We start from the raw sequence: 22,726 nt of genomic DNA on the forward strand, positions 1-22,726 counted from the left end.
AAGGCGCCGGCAAAGCCGGCGCCTTTAATATAAAAATATAAAAGGAAACGACCGCGGCCCAGAGGCAGCGGTCGTTTGTTTCGAAGTGGTTGCAATGTCTGGTCAGCGGGTCGACCTCAGAAAACACGATAGTAATACACTGGATTACTGCCTACTCGTTATCCTTAGTTGATCGGCATCTCGAGACAAGTTGTGCGAAACGTCCTTTGCTTCGAACATTGGTCTAGACAAGGTCTAGACCGTCGGATCGTGGCAATGGAGCATTGGTCTAAATAGATATTCTACAGAGGAATAAGATTTTTACTAGCCAGTTTTCCACACCATCACTTTTCTTTGCTATAATCGATTTATGAAAGGTATCGTCTTCGATGCTCAAAAAAGGGCCTTCATTCCACTCGAAAAAGCGGCCGTGCCAATCACCGACATTGCTTTTCAGCGAGCGGCTGGAGTTTTCGAAACCCTCCTCTCTTACAACGGCAAGCCATTCCATCTAAGGGAACATTTAAAACGATTACAAGTTTCCGCCAAGCTCCTCGGCATCAAGGAACACTATCTCCTTTCATATCTCGAAGAAAAAGTCAGGCTAGGCTTAGGCAAGATAAAAGCTCCAATTGTTTCCGTCAAAATCATTATTACCGGCGGCGACAGCTCCTATCTTTCTCTAGAAAATGACCCCCGGCTCTATATCATCTTCAATCCTTTTAATCCGGAGAAATTCTGGCCAAAATACGCCTTTGAAAAAGGAGTTTCGCTTCTCACTACACCCATTCTAAGGACCCTGCCCTCGGTGAAATCTCTCAATTATGTCGGAGCGGTAGTTTCAAATCAGACAGCCGTGCGCAAGAAATATTATGATTCACTTTACGCCACCAAAGATCATATTTTAGAAGGCACGACCTTTAACTTTGCCATCATTATTAAAAATAATCTGATTACACCTGCTGATCAGGTCCTCGACGGTATTACCATGCAGGTTGCCATGAAGCTGGCTAAAAAGATCGGGCTAAATGTTTTTGAAAAGAATATTACTTTCAAAGAACTCCGACAGGCCGAGGAAGCCTTTCTAACTTCTTCTTATCGGGAAGTAATGCCAGTAGTTAGAGTTGATAACATTAAAATTGGCAGCGGCCGACCCGGTCCGTACAGCCAAAGACTAGAGGAACTCTATCGGGCGGAAACCCAAAAATAGTCAATACTTCTGTCAAGACTACTTAACTTCGATAATCCCAAGTCCAAAGATGGATTCTAATCAGCAGAACTTCAAAAAACATTCTAATCATTCCTTTGAAGTTCATACCGCTTCGCTCATCATTAACCCAGACAATCGGTACTTCCTTGATTCTAAATCCAAATCTCTTAGCTAGAGCCAAAATCTCCACATCAAAAGCCCAGTAAAAAGATGTTTGATGGCGGAAAATTTTTTCGGCTGCACGTTGGGAAAAAAGTTTAAAACCATCTTGAGTGTCCGCAATTTCAAGTGGTATTAAAAGACGCACTATCCACTGAAAAAGATTTCCCAGAAAAATCCGTAATGGTGGTTGAGGGGAAATAATTTCGGAGCCGGTAATCTTCCGAGAACCTATCACCACATCAAAACCGGCGCGAGCAAAAGACAGAAGCTGGGGCAGTTGCTTGATATCGGTAGAATTATCAGCATCAGTAAAAAGACGGTATTTGCCGGAAGCGTTTACCATACCTTCGCGAACGGCATAACCCTTGCCATGACTGTGCCGCTCTAAAAGCCTTAAATTCGTGACTCTACCTTCAAACTGCCTAATAATTTCTCGGCTTCGGTCAATTGAGCCATTATCTACTACGATTATTTCAGTTTCGTATTCTTGCTCTCCTAAAAACCTGCCGATGGCCTCTAAAGTAGAGCCAATTCGGGCTTCTTCGTTGAAACAGGGGATAATAATAGAGAGAAAAAGAGGCATACAGTAGGTTATAAAGTTATATAGTTCTTAAAGTTTATAAAGTAAGGCATTTTAGACATTTTTAAAGACCCAAAATCGAGCAAAAAGGAAATTCCAAAACAAGGTACTGAAAGAGGCGGTCAAAAGCGCTAGAATATCGGGAAAATTCAGATAAGTACGGGTCAGAAAATGAATCAAGACATTTAAAAACACACCGCTGCCAACCGTTGCATAAAAACGCAAGGCTTCGTTCCAATTGACACGACTTTTTCGATTAAAAGTAAAAGAACGATTGGTAAAAAAACTAAAAGTGACGGCAGTCAAAAAAGAAATTGTCTTTGCCAGACTTAAGTGATAAGTAAAATAAAAAGTCCAGTGTTTTAAATCAAAATAGACAGATATATCTATTAAGGTGTTAACAATTCCCACTAACGAGAATTTTATAAACTGCCGGAAAGCAATTGATTTGGGGAGACGATTAAAAATTTTTTCCTTCATATTTATTTCCATCATATATCATTTTGAAAAATTCTTAGAAACCGATGTGAAAAAATTTAGACGTCAGATTGGATTTTTAATATAATAGAGAAATGAGAAACACCACTAAAATTTTATTAATCGGTTTTCTAATTTTAATTATTGTACTATGTCTTTTACATTTTTGGCCTAAAGGACAAGTACAGGCTCCTGCTATCAATGCTATAAAGGACACAAATAATTACGCTACCACCAGTCTTTCTATAGGACAGGATCACATTACGGTAGAAATAGCCGACACTGAAGAGAAGCGAACCCTAGGTTTAGGTAATCGTTCGAGCCTTCCTCTAAACACTGGCATGCTTTTTATTTTTGATCACCCTGATCATTATGGTTTCTGGATGAAGGACACTAAAATTGCTCTTGATATGATTTGGATTAGTGAAGATAAAAAAATTGTTGACATTAAAAGTGACGTTTTGCCCGAAACTTATCCGATGGTTTTTCGTCCCCAATCGCTTGCTCTATATGTTCTCGAATTACCGGCTGGTTACGCTAAAATCCATCAAATAAAAACAGGTGAGCAGGTAAATTTCTAAAGAAAGCTCCTAAAAAAGTATATTTTCTGGTCTATTTTAGGGGGCGATTTTACATCTCTAGTTTTTTATTTTCATATGCAAGAATCCTTGCTCCAGAACTGGTCTTTCTCTCCATTTCCGAGTAAAATTAAGTGAAATATTTAGTAAAATAATTCTCAAAATATAAAGAACATGAGCCTTTCAATCACCAAGCATGACGGTAGCCGCGAACCTTTTAATGCCGATCAAATTAATCGATCCATTGAAAGAGCTTGTCGCGGACTGATGGATCCGATTGCGATGGTTACTCAAATTGCTACTGAAACGCGACTGACTCTTTATGATGGAATCACTACCAAAGAACTTGATCAGGCTACCATCAATGCTTCTCTTCAAAATGTTAAAGATGACCCTTCATACGACAAGGTAGCTACTCGTATTCTTCTGAAAACCATTTATCGTGAGGTTTTGGGAGATTACGATAAGGATAGTGAAGCGGAATTAATTAAAAAACATCGCGACGGTTTCATTAACTTCATTAAAAAGGGAGTGGAAGAGGGTAAGCTCGATTCACGAATGGAAGAAAAATTTAATCTGCGTGAACTTTCCAAAACTTTAGATATTGAACGAGATGAATTATTTCAGTACGCCGGTCTTTCCACTTTTCTCAATCGTTATGCTCTGAAGAATTTAGATCAAAGTCCGCGCGAAACGCCGCAATATTTTTTCATGCGAGTGGCCATGGGACTTTCATTCAACGAAAACAAACCAACGGAGTGGGCCAAGAAGTTTTACAACAAGATGAGCAAATTTGAATACATTGGTGGCGGTTCCACCAATCTCGGCGCCGGAACAACTCACCCGGCACTTTCAAATTGTTTCCTGATGGAAGTGCAGGACGACATGGCGCACATTGCCAAGAGTGTGGCGGATGTGATGATGCTCTCTAAAGCTTCAGGCGGCCTGGGTGTTTCCGTTTCAAAATTACGAGCGGCCGGCTCACCTCTAAAATCAAACAATGGAGTTTCCACTGGTCCTACTCCTTTTGCCAAGATTATGGACACGGCCATTCGGGCTATTCAGCGAGGCGGCAAGAAAAAGGGGGCTCTCTGCTTCTATTTAGAGAATTGGCACATTGATTTTCCAGAATTTATTGACTGGAAGCACAACGCCGGCGATGACTACATGAGAATGAGAACCGCCAATACGGCCGCTTATCTTTCGGATGAATTCATGAAACGAGTCAGAAAAGCCGAGATGTGGTACATGTTTGATCCGGCTGAAACGGCTGACTTGGGAGAATTATACGGAGAAGCGTTCAGCAAGCGCTACAACAAGTACGTGGAGTTGGCTGATCAGGGTAAATTAAAGATGGCCAAGAAAATGCCAGCCGTAGAACTTTATCGTAAGATGCTCGTCTCTCTGCAGACCACCGGACACCCATGGCAGATTTTTAAAGACACCATTAATCTGCGAGCTCTCAACAACAACACCGGCACCATTCACATGTCTAATCTCTGCACGGAAATCTGTTTACCACAGGATAAGGATAATATTGCTGTCTGTAATCTGGCTTCACTTAACTTAGCCGTGCATGTCATTAATAAGGAAGTTAACTGGGGCAAATTGGAAGAGTCAGTACGATTAGCCATTCGGCAGCTTGACAACCTTATTGACATTAACGTTCTGCCGGTAGCCGAGGCGGAGCGAGCGGATAAAGAGAATCGGGCCGTCGGACTCGGAGTAATGGGCTTTGCCGATGCTCTGGAGAAAATGGGCTTGGCATATGATAGTCAGCCGGCATACGATTTTGCCGATCGAATTTTTGAATTCATTAGTTATATGGCTATTGATGAGAGCGCCCGATTGGCCGATGAGCGCGGAGCGTACAAAAACTTCGCCGGCTCCGAATGGTCAAAAGGTCACGTGCCATTCGACACTATTTCTAAAATCGAAAAAGAGAGAGGTGTTCCGGTTTCCGTCACTCTTGAGAGCAAACACAAAGGTCTTAACTGGGATATCTTGCGGGAGAAAGTTAAGAAGGGAATTAGAAACGCCACTCTGATGGCTATTGCTCCGAACGCCAATATCGGCTTAATTGCCGCTACTACGCCGGGAGTAGACCCACGTTTTGCTCAAGTTTTTTCTCGCAACAAGATTTCCGGCAAATATCTCGATATCAACCATAATCTAGTGAAGGATTTGAAGAACCTTGGGGTTTGGGAAAAGGTAAAAGATTTAATCATTGAATATCAAGGTGACATTTCCAACATTGCCGAGATTCCCGAACACATCAAGGCAGTTTATAAGACTTCATTTACCACTTCACCCTATGGCTTTATTGAAGTAGTAGCTCGGGCCCAGAAATGGATGGATCAGGCTATTTCGCGCAACATGTATCTGCGCACCCGTGACATTGATGAGACGATGAAGATTTATATGAGCGCTTGGGAGAAAGGATTAAAGAGTACTTACTATCTACACATGGAACCAAGACACACAGCCGAGCAAAGTACCGTCTCCGTCAATAAGTCGCAGAAGATGGGCCGGGTGGGCTTCGGCGGTCTTCGAAAGAGTACCGTAGCGGCTGCGGTGGTAGAGGAAAAGACCACCGATGAATCGGAACTTCTGGCAGACAGTGCTCCCGCTACCATGATTGTGGAACCGGTGGTTAGTCCGATTAAAGAAGAAGACATGGTTGAGCCGGTAATGGTAGCGAAGATAGAGAAAAACATCGTCGAGACTGACAAAGCCGTGAGAACTGTTGAGAGTGTCTCGAAAACTCCTAAAGTAGAAACTTCTGACGTTGCTCCAGCCGCCGTTACTCCCGCTGATCCAATTGCTCAATCTAAAAAGCCGAACGTTCGTTTTATCGGCGCCAAGACTTGCCCAACGGATCCGGCTGAATTAAATCAGTGCGATAGTTGTCAATAAAAGGACGCTCCACAAAATCTTATTTTAAAGGTCCTCGGATCTCCGGCTTTGTCTAATTAAGGTCGGCCAGACCATTTAAAATAAGATTTTGCTTCGCTTAAGAGTTCTAATAATTAGAGCGCCGGCGAAGCCGGCGCTCTACATATCCATTTGCGTCATATTTACTTTCCATTACAATAGTAATCACTTACTTTAAAAACCTTATAAACTTTAAGAACCAACCCATGCCCCTCATCGGAAAAGCCTCACCGGAAGATATGAATCTACACCCACTGCGATATCAGTGGGCTTATGATCTCTACAATCAGGCCGTGCGCAATACTTGGTTTCCGCACGAAATTGCCCTGAAAGAAGACCTGGATGACTGGGAGAAAATGACGGAGGACGAGAGACACGCGGTAAAATTCTTAATGGCTTTCTTCAATCCGGCCGAACTGATTGTCAATCGCTCCATTGCTCTCGGTATTTATCCATATCTGAAGGCGCCGGAAGCTCACCTCTATCTCGCCAAGGTGATGTGGGAGGAAGCTAATCATTGCGTTTCTTTTGAATACGTACTTGAAACCTTCCCCCTTGATCGAGAAAAGATTTTTGGTATCCATCTTCAGACTCCTTCGATGATAGCCAAGGAAGAATTTATTTTTCGGTATTTAAGGAGAATGACGGAAGAGACTCTGGATATTGAATCGCCGGAAGGGAAGAAGGATTTCATCCGCAACCTTGTGGCCACCAATATTGTAATGGAGGGTACTTGGTTTTATTCAGGTTTCATGGTGGCTCTGTCTTTTCGACAGCGAAATCAGTTGCGCAATTTCGGCTCAATGATTAATTGGGTCTTGCGGGATGAATCGCTTCACTTGAAATTCGGCATCAATCTAGTCCACACCATTCTTGAGGAGAATTCCGAACTTGTAACCGAAGAATTTGCTAATGAAATCCGCAACATCGTCATTGAAGGGGTGGATAAGGAGGTAGCCTACAACAAAGATCTCTTTCCAAACGGCATTCTTGGTTTGAACGCTGATTATGTCAATCAATATGTGCAGTATGTGGCGGATAGACGTTTGGAAGAATTGGGTCTGGAGAAACACTATAATGCCACCAATCCGGCCAAATGGATGAGCACTGCCACTGACGTTTTTGAGCTGGTGAATTTCTTTGAAGCTCAAAATACTAGCTACGAAGTGGATGTGCAGGCGCATTCATCGGAGAAGAAGGAACCGACGAAATAATTTATGTTTGCAGCAAAAAGGCGGCCGTGAGGCCGCCTTTTTGATTTGTTTCTCTTTGGATCTGTAAGCCGAATTCTGTGCGAGATAGGCGAAGTCGCTTTTCTCGTGACAATTATTTATCTGGGCCAGCTGTTACCAGCCGGCTCTAGCGGCACCCCCAGCCGTAGTTTTGAGATTTTAAAACAAAACTACGGTTGGGTACGGCCTTGCACAGGGGTAAGGATTTTGCCGTTTCACTCCCGAAATTACTTTCGGGCTTCGCCCTACAGACCATTCGCCTGTAGAGCGGCGGTTTTCTTTCGAAAACCGCCGTTTCTGTTCGCACCTCTTGGATTGCTCCAGACGGGCGTTACCCGCCACCTTTTCAAATTAATGAACTGTGTTCGGACTTTCCTCCCAATCATTTCTGACCGAGCAATTGTCCAATTCAAAGAGGCTAGAAGTATAATATAGGCCGTTTGCGAAGGCAAGGGGATCAAGTTATAATGAGGGAATATTATTTATAGTTCATTATTCGCATGGAAAAAATCAGCATTAATGTTCAGAAGGAAAGAAGCAGCAACCTTCTAGAAAAAATTGTTTATATTTTACTGGTTGGTCTAATTTTTCTTTTACCCTTATTTTTCATTCCCTCCGCGGTAATTTCCTTTGCCTACAGCAAGGTTATTCTCCTTTTTTTAATCACTCTGCTTTCTCTATTTATCTGGGCAATTGCCTCCTTTAAAAGCGGAGAGTTAGTTCTTCCATATAACTGGCTCTCGCTCGCCGCCATCGCTATTCCGGTGGTCTTTCTATTATCTTCACTTTTTTCTCCGACCAAAAATCTTTCTTTAATCGGTGGTGGTTTTGAACTGGGGACCTTCAGTACCATATTTCTTTTAACTGTCTTGATGTTTCTGGTTTCTATTTTTGTCTGAAGCAAGGAAAAAATCTTTTATTGCTATCTTTCATTTGGAGTGGCTTTTTTAGTCCTGGCTCTCTACCAAATTCTTCATTTAATTGCCGGGCCAAGCAGCTTCCTTTCTTTTAAATATTTTCTGGATGTGACAGCAAATCCCATCGGCAAGTGGAACGACTTGGGAGTCTTTTCCGGCGTAGCCGTTCTGCTTTCCCTAATTAGTCTGGAACTTCTGGCTCTTAGTCGCGGATTTAAAATTCTCTCCTACATTGTTTTGGTGGTCGGTCTGTTTTTGCTGGCCCTCACCAACTTTACTGTTATCTGGAATACTCCGATCACCATCGTTACCATTATCGGTTTCTTTGCTCTTGTATTTTTTGTTTACTTTATCTCTTCCAACAATGCAGAGATTCAGACCGCTGAAGGAACAACTCTCGCCAGGAGCCGCAAGCTGCCACTCCCTTCGTTAATTGTTCTGGTCTTTGCCGTTATCTTTACTTTGGCCGTAACTCCTTTATCTAATTTTTTCAATAATTACTTTCACATCAACGTTACGGACGTCGAACCAACTTGGCAATCCACTCTAGTTGTATCTAAAGGAGCCCTTTCTCACAACGCTCTCTTGGGTGTCGGACCAAATCGTTTTGACAGCCAATGGTTTCTGTCAAAGCCTGACGGTGTCAATCAAACGGATTTTTGGGATACGGCATTTAACTATGGCGTTGGTCTCATTCCAACTTTTCTCGTCACCACCGGTATTCTGGGAATTCTCGCCTGGCTGGCTTTCTTAGGCTTATTTGTCTATCTTGGTATTCGAGCCCTGTTCTCACGGGTTAAAGACCGATTTTCGCTTTATTTAATGGTTTCTTCCTTCTTTATCGCTCTTTATCTCTGGATTATTCACATTCTATATGTTCCGAGTCTCGTTACCTTATCAATGGCTTTCATCTTCACCGGACTTTTTCTAGCCTCTCTATTTCGGGAAGGAATTCTCGGCGAAAAACGCATTCATTATGTTCAGGACTCGCGTAAAGGATTTGCCGTCATTCTACTGCTCGTCCTTGTCATTATTGGCATTCTGACTTGGGGTTACTTTATTTCCAACAAAATAATGGCTTCCGTCTATGCCAATAAAGGAGTGATTGCCGTAAACAACAATAATATTACTGCCGCTGAAACCGACATGCTCCGAGCAGGCTCCCTCGATCGAAATCCGATTTATTATCGTCTGCTGGCGCAAGTGGAACTGACTCGCCTGAATGATTTGCTCTCGCAAAATAATCTGACCGCCAATTTAATCCAGACTCAATTTCAATCAATTCTAAGTAATGCCGTCTCGGCTGCCACTGTTTCCACCCAGCTTGATCCAACCGATTATCGCAACTGGATGGCTCTGGGATCGGTTTACCAGAGCGTGGTGCCTCTTGGGGTGAAGGATGCCGATACTAGCGCTGAAAGCGCCTATCAAGAAGCTCTGAAGCGCGATCCGCGAGATCCGGACATTTATCTTGCCCTGGCCCAATTAGAAGTAGCCCGCCGAAATGCCGATAAAGCAAAAGAAAATATTGTCAGTGCCTTGAAATTAAAAAATAATGATCTTCAGGCAATTTATCTCTTAGCTCAGATTCAGTTAGCTCAAAATGATTCGAATGGAGCAGTTCAGACAATGCTTGCCGCCACCACCGTTGCTCCGAACAATGCCAGTGTCTATTATCAGTTGGGTCTTTTGGAATATGGTTTGGGAAATTATGCTGATGCCGTGACCGTCTTTAATCAAGCGGTGGCTCTTATTCCAAATTATGCTGATGCCCGATATTATCTTGGCCTAAGCTTTTACAAGACTGGTCAAACCGCCGACGCCATTAACCAATTTCAGTACCTAGCTGACAATAATCCTGATAATTCGGTAGTTACTGCCATTCTCGCCAATCTGAAAGCCGGCCGCGACCCATTTAGTGGCTTAAATACTTCAAACGCTAATCAACCCTCTCAAAGCGCCAGTTCTACCAAAAAAACGGCTCAATAAGGCCGTTTAGCCCTGATGGTTCGCAAGTTTCTGAATATCTTTAATAAGGAGATAGGCGGCGTTCATGAGGCCGCCTATCTCCTCGGTTTTTTCGCCATTCTTTCCCAGCTTCTGGCCCTGATTCGTGATCGCTTGTTGGCCTACTATTTCGGGGCTGGTCAGACTCTCGATGTTTATTATGCCGCTTTTAGAATTCCGGATTTTATTTTTGCTTCCATTGCCTCACTCGTTTCCATTTCCGTGCTGATTCCATTTTTAGTGGAGCGGCTTGATCGAGACAAGGAAGAATCAAAAATTTTTCTCAATACCATTTTCACCGCCTTCTCGTTAGTAATGATTGTGGTATGTGTGGCGGCTTTCTTCTTAATTCCTTATCTTCTGAAAATTATTCTGCCGGCCCTGGCTAATGGCCCTCAACGCGACGAACTGATTACTTTATCAAGATTACTGCTTCTCTCGCCAATCTTTTTAGGCATTTCCAACTTTCTTGGTTCCATTACACAGACTTTTCGCCGATTCTTTCTTTACGCTACCAGTCCGATTATTTATAACGCCGCTATCATTTTCGGCATCATTTTTCTGCGGCCGCATTTTGGTTTGCGCGGCATTGTCTTCGGAGTAATTATCGGAGCATTTCTCCATTTCTTTATTCAGATTCCGTTTGTTAGAGGACAGGGGATGCTGCCTCACTTTATCGGTCGGCTGGACTGGAAAAAGGTGAAGCAAGTTATTTTTCTGTCACTGCCGCGTACCATCGCCTTATCGGCGGACAGCTTTTCTTTGCTCTGTGTCACCGCTTTTGCCGGACTAATGTTAAGCGGCTCGATCGCTATTTTTAATTTCGCTCTGAATCTTCAGTCGGTGCCACTGGCCATCATTGGAACGAGTTACACTTTGGCCGCTTTTCCAACCTTGGCCAAGCTTTATTCGCGCGGCGAAAAGAGTCAGTTTGTGGAACAGGTAGTAACGGCCGCTCGTCACATTATTTTTCTCTCTATTCCGATCACCGCTCTCTTCATTGTCTTACGGGCCCAGATTGTCCGATCTATTTTGGGGGCAGGGCATTTCAGCTGGGATGACACTCGCTTGGTGGCGGCGGCCCTTTCAATGTTCACTATCTCCCTTTTTGCCCAAGGGCTCACTCTACTTTTTGTCCGCGGCTATTACGCCGCCGGTAATACCAAAAAACCCTTAATTATCAACCTTTTAACCACTTTGGGGGACATTTTCTTTCCGTTTCTTCTCTGGCAGGCTTTTGTCCATTTTCCAATGTTTCAGTATTTTATTGAAAGCTTATTTAAGGTAAGTGATGTGGCGGGAACGGAAGTGTTGATGCTGCCGCTCGGCTATTCGATCGGCGTTCTGCTCAATGTTCTGATCTTCTTTATTGCCTTTGAGCGGGATTTCAAAAATGTGGCTGCTCACCTCTGGCGCACTTTTCGCCAGAGTTTCTCGGCAGCCATCCTGATGGGTTTTGTCGCTTACATTTCCTTAAATGTTTTTGACAAGGTTTTTGATCTCTCCACCACTATCGGCATCTTCCTCCAAGGATTGTGTTCCGGAGTGATTGGTATTTTGTTCGGTCTTCTCATTTTGAAATTAATCAACAATCAAGAAATCGGGGAAATTTGGCAAACGCTGCACCGCCGCATCTTCCGAACCAAGGAAGTGGTGGTGGCCGAGCAGACGAAGATTGAAGTGTAATATTGTTTTTTTTCTTGTCTTTTGGTAATCTCTCAAGAGATATGAATACAATCATTCCTTTAATCAAGGTCTTTGTCTGTTTCCTTTTTCTGGGTTTTTTAGGTCTTTGGGTCTACCTCACTGTCATCGAAAGGAATATCGTACGCCGTAATTTTGCTAGGATTGAAGTCAGGACAAAAAACCTGATTATCCAGATGGGGTCTTACTGTATCCTTTATTCAGTAATCTTTGTCTTTTGGCAATGGAGCTTGCCTCAACCATGGGGAATTCTCGCAACCATACTTGGCACTTCAATTGGTGTACGGCTTGGCTATAAAATTTTCAAATTGCGAATTCACTCAATGCGCCGGCGGCTATTTCTCGAATAGATACCGAGTTGCTTTTAAGCAACTCTTTTAATTTAAGCTGAAATATTGAATACTTTCTGTTACTATTGAGACTCAATGGAAAATATTAGGAACTTTTCTATCATCGCCCATATTGATCACGGCAAGTCGACGCTGGCTGATAGGATGTTGGAGATTACCCATACGATTGAGAAACGGAAGATGAAAGAACAGGTATTGGATGATATGGAACTGGAGCGGGAAAAGGGCATTACCATTAAAATGCGGCCGGTCAGGATGGAATATAAAAATCCAGCCGACGGGCAAGCCTACGTTTTAAATCTCATAGATACGCCTGGACATATAGATTTCTCCTATGAAGTCTCCCGAGCTCTAAAGGCGGTAGAGGGCTCTATTCTATTAGTAGACGCTACCCAGGGGGTACAAGCCCAGACTCTTACTACTTTGGGCATGGCTAGAAATTCAGGCCTGACTATTATCCCCGTTTTATCCAAAGTAGATTCGCCTTTAGCTCGTATTCCGGAAGTGAAGGAAGAAGTGGCCAAATTGTTAGATTGTCCGATTGAAAGCATTTTAGAAACCTCGGGAAAAACAGGGGAGGGGGTGGAGAAGCTTTTGGAAGAGATTGTTAAAAGAGTGCCGCCGCCAAGCACTTTTGATTCGCCGGTAAACGAAGGCGATTCAAAAGTGCGTGGCGGTCCAAAAGAGAGCTTTCGCTCCCTCGTCTTTGACTTCCAATATTCAAATCACAAAGGAGTAATCGTCTACGTTCGCGTCTTTGAAGGAAAAGTGGCAAAAGGAGAAGAATTACTTTTCCGTATTGCCGAAGAGAAGTTTTTTGCGCTCGAGGTCGGAGTTTTTAAACCCGAAGAAGCGCCCGCGCCATCTTTAGGCGCGGGCGAAATCGGCTACATCGTCACCGGTATTAAAAAACCCGGTATTGCCTCCGTTGGAGATACTGTTACTTTACTGAAGCGGCCGGCCGAAGCTCTTCCCGGTTACGAAAGGCCCTCACCTGTAGTTTGGGCCTCCATTTACCCTGAAGATGCCGATGATTTCGACTTACTTCGACAGGCCCTTGGAAGATTGCGCCTCTCCGATTCGTCCTTTTCATACGAGGAAGAATCTTCAGGATCGCTGGGGCGCGGTTTCAGATGTGGTTTCTTGGGTTTACTTCACCTTGAAATTATTACTGAAAGATTGAAACGTGAATTTCGCTTGAAATTAATTATTGCCACCCCCTCTATCACCTACGAAATTAAATATAAAAATGGAAAAACGGCTACTATTTATTCACCCTCGCTTTTTCCCGAGCAAAATGAAATTGAAAGTATTCTCGAGCCGTGGATGAGACTGCAAATTATTTCGCCGTCTGAATACTTGGGTAAAATTACCCAACTACTCTATGAGCACGAAGCCGATCTGGATCACTCCGAAACTTTCGGGGATAACCGAACCAACTTAACGGTGCTGATACCGCTGCGGGAACTGATGCGTAACTTTTTTGATGAATTAAAAAGCGTCTCTTCAGGCTTCGCCTCTCTTTCATATGAATTTGAGGAAATGCGACCAGCCGAAGTGGCTCGTTTGGATATTTTAGTGGCGGATGAGCCGGTGGAAGCTTTTACCCGAGTGGTTTCCACTCGGCGGGTTCAGGAGGAAGCGGAAAAAGCCGTGGAAAAACTTTACGGGGTTTTGCCGCGCCAGCTATTCGTTACTAAAATTCAAGGCAGAGCTTTAGGTAGAATCCTTTCCTCAAGAACTCTTTCGGCCTTACGCAAAGACGTTACCGGCTATCTATACGGCGGAGATATCACTCGAAAGATGAAGCTCTTGGAAAAGCAGAAGAAAGGCAAAAAGAAAATGAAGGAGCGCGGTAAAGTAAATATTCCGCACGAAACCTTCTTAAAGATGATGAAAAGTTAGGCGGCTGGCAGTCGTCTCAGGCAATAGGAAAAGAGTTATTGAAAAGCTGGAAAGTAGAGCATAATCATGCCTAAAATCATGATCGCCGCTACGATAGTCATTATAATCTGCAGAGTCTTTCTATGTTTTGGGTTAAAAAACATCTCTTTTAGGTTTAAGAAATTCATTATATCATACGGATAATGCGGGAATTTCGAGAACGTAAAAAAATTAAGAAGCGCATCTATTCCAAGACAGTGGTAATAATTTTAGCTATTTTACTTGCTCTTTTAATTGAAGGGACCTGGAAAGTTTTCCAAAAAGAACGGGAGAGTGCGGCCAACTTGTGGCGAGTTAATAACCAGCTTTCGGAACTTCAGGCTCGAAATACCGCCCTGTCAGATGATGTGGCGGCCCTCCAGACTGATCAGGGGATTGAGAGTGAGATTCGCAGCAAATATCAGGTGGCCAAGTCAGGGGAGCAGGTCATAGTCATTGTGGACAAGGATAATACAGCTAGTTCAACTCCTCCCGGTAATTTCTTAGTCCGCTGGTGGGATAATTTTCTTAGTCTTTTTAAAAGAAAGACTAAATAGCGAGATTAGTTCAATGGTAGAACACATGCTTCCCACCCCGACAGTAAAATTGCGAGTGTCGTATAGTGGTAATACGTCTGCTTCCCAAGCAGATAACGCGAGTTCGATTCTCGCCACTCGCACTAATGTTAGATTCGCAATTTACCACAGGATAAGAGCATGAAATTGGTTCAATAATTCTATGGCAATAAGCCTAACACTCGAATATTCGGACTATGAGAAATGTTTTTCCCGTATCTCGCACTTTACAGAGTTCGATAATTCTATGGCACCGAGCCCCAATATACGAATATTCGGACGATGAGAGATATTTTTCTCGCCACTCGCACTAATTACGATTTTAATTTTTATTTAAGGTTTTTTCATGCTCGATAGTTTAGAATCGGCGCATGAAAAAATTATTTATTCGGGCGCCGGCCTGCGGCCGGCGCCTCAGGAATTATCAGATATCCCACGCCGGCTTCACCCTGATCGAAATTCTGGTGGTCATTGGCATTATTGCCATTCTGGCGGCCGTCGTGCTGGTGGCTATTAATCCGGCGCGGCAATTTAAACTGGCTCGGGACTCCCAACGCCAGAGTAACGTCACCGCTATCCTAAACGCCGTCGGCCAGAATCTGGCCGAAAACAAAGGCATTTTTACTTGCGGTAGCGCCTCTACTTCCATTCCCAACACCAAGACTCTTATGAAAAGCAGCGGCGGTTTTGATGTTGGACCTTGTTTAGTGCCGACTTACATTTCTACCTTACCGTTTGATCCGAGTGCCACTGGCGCACATTATAGCAGTAATAGTGATTACGATACCGGCTACACCATTGCTACCGACTCAGACGGACGCATTACCATTAGCGCACCAGCCACTGAAGTAGCCAGCCAGGAAATTTCAGTGACTAGATAAATATAAATTTCCTGCGTCGCAAATAAAAATGACGGAAGAAATTCTTCCGCCACTATCCGAATTAGTATCGACAGCCGCAATCCCTATAAATAATCACGGGCTCGGGTTGCATCCACTGCCAACCACCGCCGATGAAAATCCAGCGAGGTTGAGGATAAAAAACCCGGAAATCTCTGTGCGATCCCCCATGATACCCATAACCTCCTTGTGAGTGGTCAAAATTTCGGTAGTACATTCTACCGCGCCGACCTTGTGAGTTCCCTGAACTAGGCACAAAAGTCAAAGTCAGGGCCAAGATAACCATCATTAGTCTATTCATTATGTCTCCTTCTAAACAGACTTTAGCACTTCAGGATTGAGGAGGCAAGGCTCAATAAGATTGGTCAGTTTCAAAATTATCGTACATATTTTCCTCAGCCATTTTGTTGATTTCCGGTAGGGAAGTCTCGTCTTCTTTAAGTGGGGCACTTTTATCGCGGTCAACAAAAGTAAAAGATAAAAATTCGCTACCCTTTACGACATCGTTGTTACATCGAAAGGTCAGACGATCCGCCTCAAAAATATCAAAAAATTCTTCCCAGCCAATAGGTTCGGCATTCTCGGAATTATCTCCAAAGATTATACGTAAGATGCCTTTACCACTCCCGTCTTCCGAATCTCCGCCGATAGCCGGAGTGCCGCCCCACTTTAGAATCCAATTTTTAATTACTTCATGATCGGTGGTTGCCTGCATATTGTCAAAAATTAGTTTATTAAGACGTACATAAAACCTGACGCTTTGGTGCCCGGAATCTTTCAAGGATCCTTATTTTAAGCCATATTTTTGAAATATTGCTACCCATTTTAAAGGTTGATATACTTAAGCCCTATGAAAAACGTATCAATTTACACCACCGATACTTGCACCTATTGCAAGATGGCTAAGGAGCTCTTTAAGGAGCACAATATTAAATATAATGAATATAACGTCGGAACTGATTTAGAGAAGCGACAGGAAATGATTGATAAGAGCGGACAGCTAGGCGTGCCTGTAATCGTCATTGATGATGAAGTGATGGTGGGTTTTGATGCAGATACTTTAAAGCAAACTCTCGGCGTATAAAGTTAAATGGGAATCTAAACGAACAACAAAGCGGCTGCCAAAGGCAGCCGCTTTGTTGTAGTATGTATGATGTCCTTCTTATCCGCCCTCGTAGTTCAATGGAGAACAACACCCCGCCTAAGGGTATAATTATTTGCTCCTGTAGTTCAACGGATAGAACGGATCCGTCCTAAGGATTTAATGTAGGTTCAATTCCTACCAGGAGCACAAGCCAGAAATCTGAACCCCAATAATAATATGATTTTAACTACTAAAGCATCAAAAGATTACGAACTTCTTGATAGTGGAGAAGGAGAAAAGCTGGAGCGGTATGGCCAATATATTTTAGTCCGTCCCGATCCACAAGCTCTTTGGCCGAAAAATCTTTCGGTAAAAGAATGGGAAAAGGCCGTCGGTCGCTTCGCGACCGACGGCCACAGCAAAGGCTCTTGGAAATTCAAATCCAAGATTCCGGAAAGCTGGCATATTGAGCTCGGCACTCTGAATTTCATCATTAAACCAACGCCGTTCAAACATGTAGGTATTTTTCCAGAGCAACTTTCAAACTGGCAGTGGATTGAAGAAAAAGTAAAAGCGGCTGCCAAGACCACAGGGCAGCCGCCCGCCATTCTTAACCTCTTCGGTTATACCGGCGGTGCCACTTTAGCCGCGGCTCAAGCCGGCGCTTCGGTTACTCACCTCGACAGCTCAAGAAGCACTATTAATTGGGCTAAACAAAATGCCGAAATTTCCAACCTTAAGGAAAAACCCATCCGCTGGATTTTAGATGATGTTCGGAAATTTCTAAAAAGGGAAGTGAAGCGGGCTGTTAAATACGACGGCATCATTATGGATCCACCGGCTTTTGGCCGTGGTCCGAACGGAGAAGTCTGGAAAATCGAAGAGCATTTTGTGGAGCTTTTGGATTTAGCTTTCCTCACTCTTTCCAAAAAACCAATATTTTTCTTAATAAACGGTTATGCTTCGGGTTATTCTGCTATTGCTTATGAAAATAATCTCCAAACGCTTGCTTCCAAATTTGGCGGCCAAATTGAAAAAGGAGAATTAACTATCGAAGAATCCCAAAGCAAACGACTTTTACCGTCCGGGATTTTTGCAAGATGGATTATATAAAAAAAGAGAGCCCAATGATTTAAAAATTATCATTGAGCTCTCAGCATGACAAGACCGGTAAAACGCTAAACCGTGAAAACGCGAAAATGCGAAACGAGGGAGCACTGCTCAACCAGAGACGTTACCCGCCTTACGGTGCACCATAGGCCTCACGCATAGTTAAGTGGACCAACTCCTGGCTTTCCCGTTCATTTCTGAACAGTTGGGCTTGTTTGATGATCCCGTATCCGTTCTTATCCTATCTAAATTTTAATGTCTGTCAAATTTATGATATAAATTAAGCTTCTATGCCGAGGTAGCTCAGTTGGTAGAGCATTTGCCTGAAGAGCAAGGGGTCGCCGGTTCGAGCCCGGCCCTCGGCACTAAAATAATAACCGCCAATTCTAATTGGCGGTTATTATTTTAGTGCCGTAAAGTCCGTATAGCTTAAGCAATTATGTGGCAAGAAGCTATTAACCTCCAAAATTCAAACAATGAGAAGTATTTTCCGGCCCTCGACTTTGTATAATTGATCTACTTTCCGAAGAAATTGCCAACCGTGGGCAATTGGTGGCCTGTTAAAAAGACGTAAGAAGCAGACAGCCGATCAATAACCGGCTTCAAATAATAGAAAGCGCCGATAGCTAAACCAATGATAATTGCCCACCTAATAATTGAAAAAACAGTAGACCAGCGGGCCGATCGGTACATATATCGAAGCATTCGGTTATTTTCCTCTCCCAATTTAATATTTTCCCGAAGCAGATTTTTTAATTCCGGATCATCCATGCCTCAATTATAACAAACTCTGAAACTAGACCAAATTTTATTGATATGATAATCTCGGGGAAATGTTCAAAAAAATTCTATTTACGCTTTTCTGCGCCGCTCTGTTTGCAGAGATTCTAGCCAAGCAGCCTTTATCACCAACCTATCTCACTTTAAAGATTCTCTGCTCTGCAGCTTTAATCCGTAGTTTAGTAGTTTGGCTCCAGCGCCATCCAGAAGAACAGGCCTCATCAAGAGTTATTTTTCGAGCTCACTGGCTCTCTTAGGTCTGTGGGTTCGAATCAAACCCGACATCTATATGTCGGGTCTTTTATTTTAAATTATGATGCTCTTACTCGTAGTTTTGCTTGCCTTTCCTTGTCTACCTTCGGCAGCTTAACGGTCAAAAGTCCTTGATTTTCTATAGCCTCCGCACCCTCTATTTCAATTTCATGCGGCAAAAGCACGGTCCGAGAGAAAGCTCCCCAATAAAGCTCTTTATGAAAGTAATCCTGCTCCGAAATACCCGGCTCTTCGTTGCGACGGCCCTTAATGGTGACCATGTCTCGGGTAATAGAAATATCCAAATCTTCCCGCCGTACGCCGGCTACCATTGTTCTAATCACAATTTCGCGAGGCGTCTGATAAACATCTACTGAAAGCTCACCCTCGCCGGTGTCTTCTTCCAGCCAGTTACTGGTGGCTTTTTCCCGATTAGTAATAGGGTTGAAACTTCTCTCCGGTGCGGAATTTGCATCCTCTGATTCATCTTCATATTCATCCACGTTGATACTGCCGGTTAGTCGCTCAAAAAATGATTTTTTATCTTTGGCCATAAATAATTATTTAAGAAGTTCGTTTAATAGTTTTAACTTTTTCAAATACAAGAATGAGAAGAATCACGCAAAGCCAGACAGCGCCGAAAATTAGAAATAAATCCCCTCCCGCCTTAATTATAAAGAAATTAAAGAGTCCATGCAACACAACAGCCAAGACTAGGCCAATAATTAAATACAGTCTTCTTTGCCAAGGTGGTTTATAAAAGGCAAAAGCAATAAAAATACCGATAGTAGCTGAAGAGATAACATGGAGCAGGTTAGCTCCCAAAAATCGCAAATTACCAGTTACCACGCTATTGAAGAGATTATTTTGAAGGATAGGAGTATTTAGAAAGAAGATATTTTCCAGCGCCGCGAATCCCAGCGCGGCGCTGATAAGGTAAATTGCCGGATCAATCGGTTCATCGTTGTAAGGCGTATTGATGCAGCTAAAATAGGCTGCCCAATATTTGAAAATTTCTTCCACCAGAGCAAAAATAAAGAATATCAACAGAGTAGCTTGAGTAGGATCCGGTTGAATTAGATGCTCAAGACCCACCGCAATTAAAACGGCGATGATTCCGGCCCCGAAAGAACGCCAGATGATTTTTTTTGGTTCGGGATGCAGGCGATCTTCCTGAATCCAGAAAAAGAGCCAAACGCAAGAAGGAACCACTCCTCCCAGGATGGCCCATACGGCCACCTGCGGATGAACAGATGTGAAGATCAGAGCTGCTATTAAAATCCGCAGAGGGTAAATCAGGAGCGAAATGATAATTAAAATTAATCTCATTTAGAATTGCTTGGCCAACTTGCTACCATTAGCAGATCACTCTGGGCGGTTTCTTTTGGCAAAAATGACCATATTTCTTCCGTAATGAAAGGCATGAATGGATGGAGAAGTGCTAAGGATTTTTTTAAAAGGTGGCGTAGAAACCATTGTGTCCCTAGGGGGTTTTCTTTTAAGGTAGTCTTGCTTTCCTCGATTATTTTATCAGCAAAAGTGTGCCAGATATAGTGGTAGATATTTTCAGCGGCTAAATGAAATTGAAAATTTTCAAAATAATTTGTCACCTCCTTCAGCAGTTTATTAAACTCCGTCAATTGTTTCTGTTGAAGTTCACTTAATTTAAGCTCCCCGGATTCTTGATAGTTTTCTGAGTTAGTTAAAACAAATCGGGCGATATTCCAGATTTTATTGGCAAAGTTCTTATAGCCGCGAATTTTATTTTCGTCTAATGACATGTCACTGCCCGGAGGATTACCAACGATCAAAGCCATTCGCAAAGCATCCGTACCGTACTTTTCAATTAGCTCGAGCGGACTGACGACGTTGCCTTTACTCTTGGACATTTTCTTACCCTTAGAATCATTAACTAATCCGTGAAGATAAACATGTTGAAAGGGGACTTCTTTAGCGAGATAGAGTCCGAAGATCACCATTCGCGGAATCCACTTAAAGATTAAATCATAACCGGATTCCATTACCGAGGTAGGGTAAAAAGTCTTAAAATCAGACTGATCGGGGAAACCTAAAGTAATGAGTGGCCATTGTCCGGAAGAAAACCAAGTATCGAATGTATCGGTGTCGGCAACCATGGCGCCACCACATTTTGGGCATTTCCGAATAGAATCATCCAAATCGGGAAAAGCTTCTCCGCATTCCTGACAAATTTTGGCCGGAATGGGGATGCCCCAGACAATCTGGCGGGAAATATTCCAGTCAATAGTGTTCTCCATCCAGTAAGTAAAAATCTTCTTATAATTTTCAGGATGAAAAATTACTCGGTTTTCTTCAGCCGCTTTTAAAGCCAAATCGGCCAAGGGTTTCATTTTCACAAACCATTGGGGCAATTCTCGAGGTTCAATAATCGTCTCGCATTTATAACAGACGGGAACAGGGTGGGTGTAGTCTTCGATTTTTTCAATTAAATGCATGGATTCAAGATCAGCCACTACCTGTTTGCGAGCCTCCAGCACTTTAAGACCTTTATACTTGCCAGTCTTTTCGTTTAGTCGGCCAAACTGATCAATGACTTCCTTTTTCGGCAAATTATGTCGAGCGGCAATTTCAAAATCATTTTTATCGTGCGAAGGAGTAATTTTTAAAGCGCCTGTGCCAAATTCCATTTCTACGGCTGCGTCTGCAACTACTGGAAGATCCATCTGACCAATCGGTGTTTCTACCGTAATGTTTTGACCGATATATTTTTGATATCTGGAATCTTCCGGATTAACCGCTATCGCCCCATCTCCGAACATTGTCTCCGGTCTAACCGTGGCAACTACCAACGGTCCATATTTTAGATAATAGAGTTTATCCGTCATTTCTTTGGAGACCGTTTCTACGTCGGAGAGGGAAGTCTGATGTTTCGTGCACCAGTTTACCAGCCGACTGGCACGGTAAATCAAACCATCGTCAAACATTTTTTTAAAAGTCTGGTGGACAGTTTTGATGACGTCGGGATCGAGGGTAAATTTTTCACGTGACCAGTCGCAGGAAGCCCCCAGAGCGCGGATTTCACTCTCCATTTTTTTCTTGTTTTCCTGAGTAAAGTTATAGATTTCCTGATAAAGCTCTTTTGGATCCATCTTGAACCGGGATCGGCCTTCCTTTTCCAGCTTTTTCTCATAAACAATCTGGGTTTCAAAACCGGCGTGATCGGCGCCAGGAAGCCAGAGAGTTTTAAAGCCTTGCATTCGTTTGTATCGGATCATCAGGTCTTCCAGTGTCGTGCCTAAAGCATGACCGGCGTGAAGATGGCCGTTGGCGTTAGGTGGCGGCATGATGATAGTGAAGGGCTCTTTTCGATCATTTGGAAGCTTGTCGGGATTAAAAAAACCGCTCGCTTCCCAGATTTGGTAAATGCGAGACTCTGTTTCTTTTGGATTGTAGGGCTTTAGGAGTTTCTCGGGGATCATTAGGAAAATTCTAGCAAAAATAAGGGTTTTTTGGAATTGGGAGGGCGGCGAGCTTCGCTCGCCGCCCTTTATATAAAAGAAAAGAGCCGCATAATTTCATTTGTCAATCATGAAATTATGCGGCTCGGCAAGTTGGTAAGTCTATCGAGCACTTCAACCAACTGCAGCGGTCCGTGGTGCGAAAACCATCTGTGACTCAGAGCTTGCGCCGGGGCGATAAGCGAAGGCGCTAAAAAGTCGACTCGGAGTCACAGCAAGAGAAATCCCGTCCCCGCGTCGCCAAGTTAGTCGATGCCAGCGATGGTCTGCTAGCCGGCGACGCGGGGTTGCATTCCTCTGCGATAAGTCAGGGCCAGATCTAATCGGCTGGCACAAGGTCATCAACAAGACTAATCGCAGGTATCGATGCCGACTAAATGTCGGCGAAAATGTTGCGAGGGTTCTACGTCGCCAAGGTTAAGATGGTTGCGATAGTAAATAGTAAACAAATTAGCACCCTTTTCCTAACCCGAACC

The 22,726-nt window shown here is 43.3% G+C and carries 19 protein-coding genes, 3 tRNA genes and 1 other RNA gene; 15 read left to right on the forward strand and 8 right to left on the reverse strand.

The annotated features are described in order from the left end of the window. Positions 1-349 precede the first annotated feature (349 nt). Complete coding sequence (locus VFA52_00640) at positions 350-1,189, forward strand: aminotransferase class IV (protein HZS42716.1); 840 nt, start codon at positions 350-352, stop codon at positions 1,187-1,189. Positions 1,190-1,211: 22 nt separating this feature from the next. Here VFA52_00640 and VFA52_00645 read toward each other — a convergent pair whose 3' ends face one another. Together VFA52_00645 and VFA52_00650 are read right to left on the reverse strand one after the other, a co-directional pair. Continuing rightward, positions 1,212-1,934, reverse strand: a complete 723-nt coding sequence (locus VFA52_00645; GenBank protein HZS42717.1) for a dolichyl-phosphate beta-glucosyltransferase — start codon at positions 1,932-1,934, stop codon at positions 1,212-1,214. Positions 1,935-1,985: 51 nt separating this feature from the next. Then, positions 1,986-2,426: a GtrA family protein gene (locus VFA52_00650; GenBank protein HZS42718.1), complete on the reverse strand. Its 441-nt coding sequence runs from the start codon at positions 2,424-2,426 to the stop codon at positions 1,986-1,988. Between the two features lie 77 nt (positions 2,427-2,503). Between VFA52_00650 and VFA52_00655 the strand changes: the two genes are divergently transcribed. The 3 genes from VFA52_00655 to VFA52_00665 all read left to right on the forward strand — a co-directional run bounded on the left by VFA52_00655 (position 2,504) and on the right by VFA52_00665 (position 7,134). Next, positions 2,504-2,989, forward strand: coding sequence for a DUF192 domain-containing protein (locus VFA52_00655; GenBank protein ID HZS42719.1), 486 nt, complete (start codon positions 2,504-2,506; stop codon positions 2,987-2,989). Between the two features lie 171 nt (positions 2,990-3,160). Further along, the gene (locus tag VFA52_00660) at positions 3,161-5,902 is read left to right on the forward strand and encodes a ribonucleoside-diphosphate reductase subunit alpha (protein HZS42720.1); all 2,742 of its coding nucleotides are present in this window, start codon (positions 3,161-3,163) and stop codon (positions 5,900-5,902) included. Between the two features lie 224 nt (positions 5,903-6,126). Further along, entirely contained in the window at positions 6,127-7,134 is a 1,008-nt protein-coding gene (locus VFA52_00665) for a ribonucleotide-diphosphate reductase subunit beta (protein ID HZS42721.1), read from the forward strand. Between the two features lie 48 nt (positions 7,135-7,182). Here VFA52_00665 and rnpB read toward each other — a convergent pair. Continuing rightward, positions 7,183-7,568, reverse strand: an RNA gene (gene rnpB, locus VFA52_00670) — RNase P RNA component class A. Between the two features lie 84 nt (positions 7,569-7,652). Here rnpB and VFA52_00675 point away from each other — a divergent pair. From VFA52_00675 to VFA52_00705, 7 genes are all read left to right on the forward strand, one after another. After that, the gene (locus tag VFA52_00675) at positions 7,653-8,051 is read left to right on the forward strand and encodes a hypothetical protein (GenBank protein ID HZS42722.1); all 399 of its coding nucleotides are present in this window, start codon (positions 7,653-7,655) and stop codon (positions 8,049-8,051) included. Between the two features lie 39 nt (positions 8,052-8,090). Further along, a complete protein-coding gene (locus VFA52_00680; protein HZS42723.1) occupies positions 8,091-10,058 on the forward strand; it encodes a tetratricopeptide repeat protein in 1,968 nt (655 codons plus the stop codon). Between the two features lie 15 nt (positions 10,059-10,073). After that, on the forward strand, positions 10,074-11,762 hold the full coding sequence (locus tag VFA52_00685) for a lipid II flippase MurJ (GenBank protein ID HZS42724.1): 1,689 nt from the start codon (positions 10,074-10,076) through the stop codon (positions 11,760-11,762). Between the two features lie 443 nt (positions 11,763-12,205). Continuing rightward, a complete protein-coding gene (lepA, locus tag VFA52_00690) occupies positions 12,206-14,035 on the forward strand; it encodes a translation elongation factor 4 (GenBank protein HZS42725.1) in 1,830 nt (609 codons plus the stop codon). A gap of 182 nt (positions 14,036-14,217) precedes the next feature. Next, complete coding sequence (locus VFA52_00695; protein HZS42726.1) at positions 14,218-14,610, forward strand: septum formation initiator family protein; 393 nt, start codon at positions 14,218-14,220, stop codon at positions 14,608-14,610. 51 nt (positions 14,611-14,661) lie between these two features. Beyond that, positions 14,662-14,732: transfer RNA gene (locus VFA52_00700), tRNA-Gly, on the forward strand. A gap of 267 nt (positions 14,733-14,999) precedes the next feature. Next, on the forward strand, positions 15,000-15,509 hold the full coding sequence (locus VFA52_00705) for a type II secretion system protein (GenBank protein HZS42727.1): 510 nt from the start codon (positions 15,000-15,002) through the stop codon (positions 15,507-15,509). 370 nt (positions 15,510-15,879) lie between these two features. Here the strand turns inward: VFA52_00705 and VFA52_00710 are convergent, their stop codons facing one another. Next, entirely contained in the window at positions 15,880-16,242 is a 363-nt protein-coding gene (locus tag VFA52_00710) for a hypothetical protein (GenBank protein HZS42728.1), read from the reverse strand. A gap of 135 nt (positions 16,243-16,377) precedes the next feature. Here VFA52_00710 and VFA52_00715 point away from each other — a divergent pair, with 135 nt between their 5' ends. The 4 genes from VFA52_00715 to VFA52_00730 all read left to right on the forward strand — a co-directional run bounded on the left by VFA52_00715 (position 16,378) and on the right by VFA52_00730 (position 18,086). Next, the gene (locus VFA52_00715) at positions 16,378-16,611 is read left to right on the forward strand and encodes a glutaredoxin family protein (protein ID HZS42729.1); all 234 of its coding nucleotides are present in this window, start codon (positions 16,378-16,380) and stop codon (positions 16,609-16,611) included. A 135-nt stretch (positions 16,612-16,746) separates the two neighbouring features. Then, a tRNA-Arg gene (locus VFA52_00720) sits at positions 16,747-16,818 on the forward strand. Positions 16,819-16,848: 30 nt separating this feature from the next. Beyond that, on the forward strand, positions 16,849-17,724 hold the full coding sequence (locus tag VFA52_00725) for a class I SAM-dependent methyltransferase (protein ID HZS42730.1): 876 nt from the start codon (positions 16,849-16,851) through the stop codon (positions 17,722-17,724). A gap of 289 nt (positions 17,725-18,013) precedes the next feature. Beyond that, positions 18,014-18,086: transfer RNA gene (locus tag VFA52_00730), tRNA-Phe, on the forward strand. Between the two features lie 151 nt (positions 18,087-18,237). Here VFA52_00730 and VFA52_00735 read toward each other — a convergent pair. The 4 genes from VFA52_00735 to VFA52_00750 form a co-directional block, all read right to left on the reverse strand. Then, positions 18,238-18,492, reverse strand: coding sequence for a hypothetical protein (locus VFA52_00735; protein ID HZS42731.1), 255 nt, complete (start codon positions 18,490-18,492; stop codon positions 18,238-18,240). A gap of 320 nt (positions 18,493-18,812) precedes the next feature. Next, positions 18,813-19,307, reverse strand: a complete 495-nt coding sequence (locus VFA52_00740) for an Hsp20 family protein (protein ID HZS42732.1) — start codon at positions 19,305-19,307, stop codon at positions 18,813-18,815. Between the two features lie 10 nt (positions 19,308-19,317). Next, entirely contained in the window at positions 19,318-20,082 is a 765-nt protein-coding gene (locus VFA52_00745; protein ID HZS42733.1) for a PrsW family glutamic-type intramembrane protease, read from the reverse strand. Continuing rightward, positions 20,079-22,211, reverse strand: a complete 2,133-nt coding sequence (locus VFA52_00750) for a valine--tRNA ligase (GenBank protein ID HZS42734.1) — start codon at positions 22,209-22,211, stop codon at positions 20,079-20,081. The genes VFA52_00745 and VFA52_00750 overlap by 4 nt, the downstream gene beginning before the upstream one ends. Between the last annotated feature and the right edge of the window lie 515 nt (positions 22,212-22,726).

Source organism: Candidatus Paceibacterota bacterium (genome assembly GCA_035652395.1).
Taxonomy (GTDB): Bacteria; Patescibacteriota; Minisyncoccia; order Phycocordibacterales; family CAJBRS01; genus JADGRH01.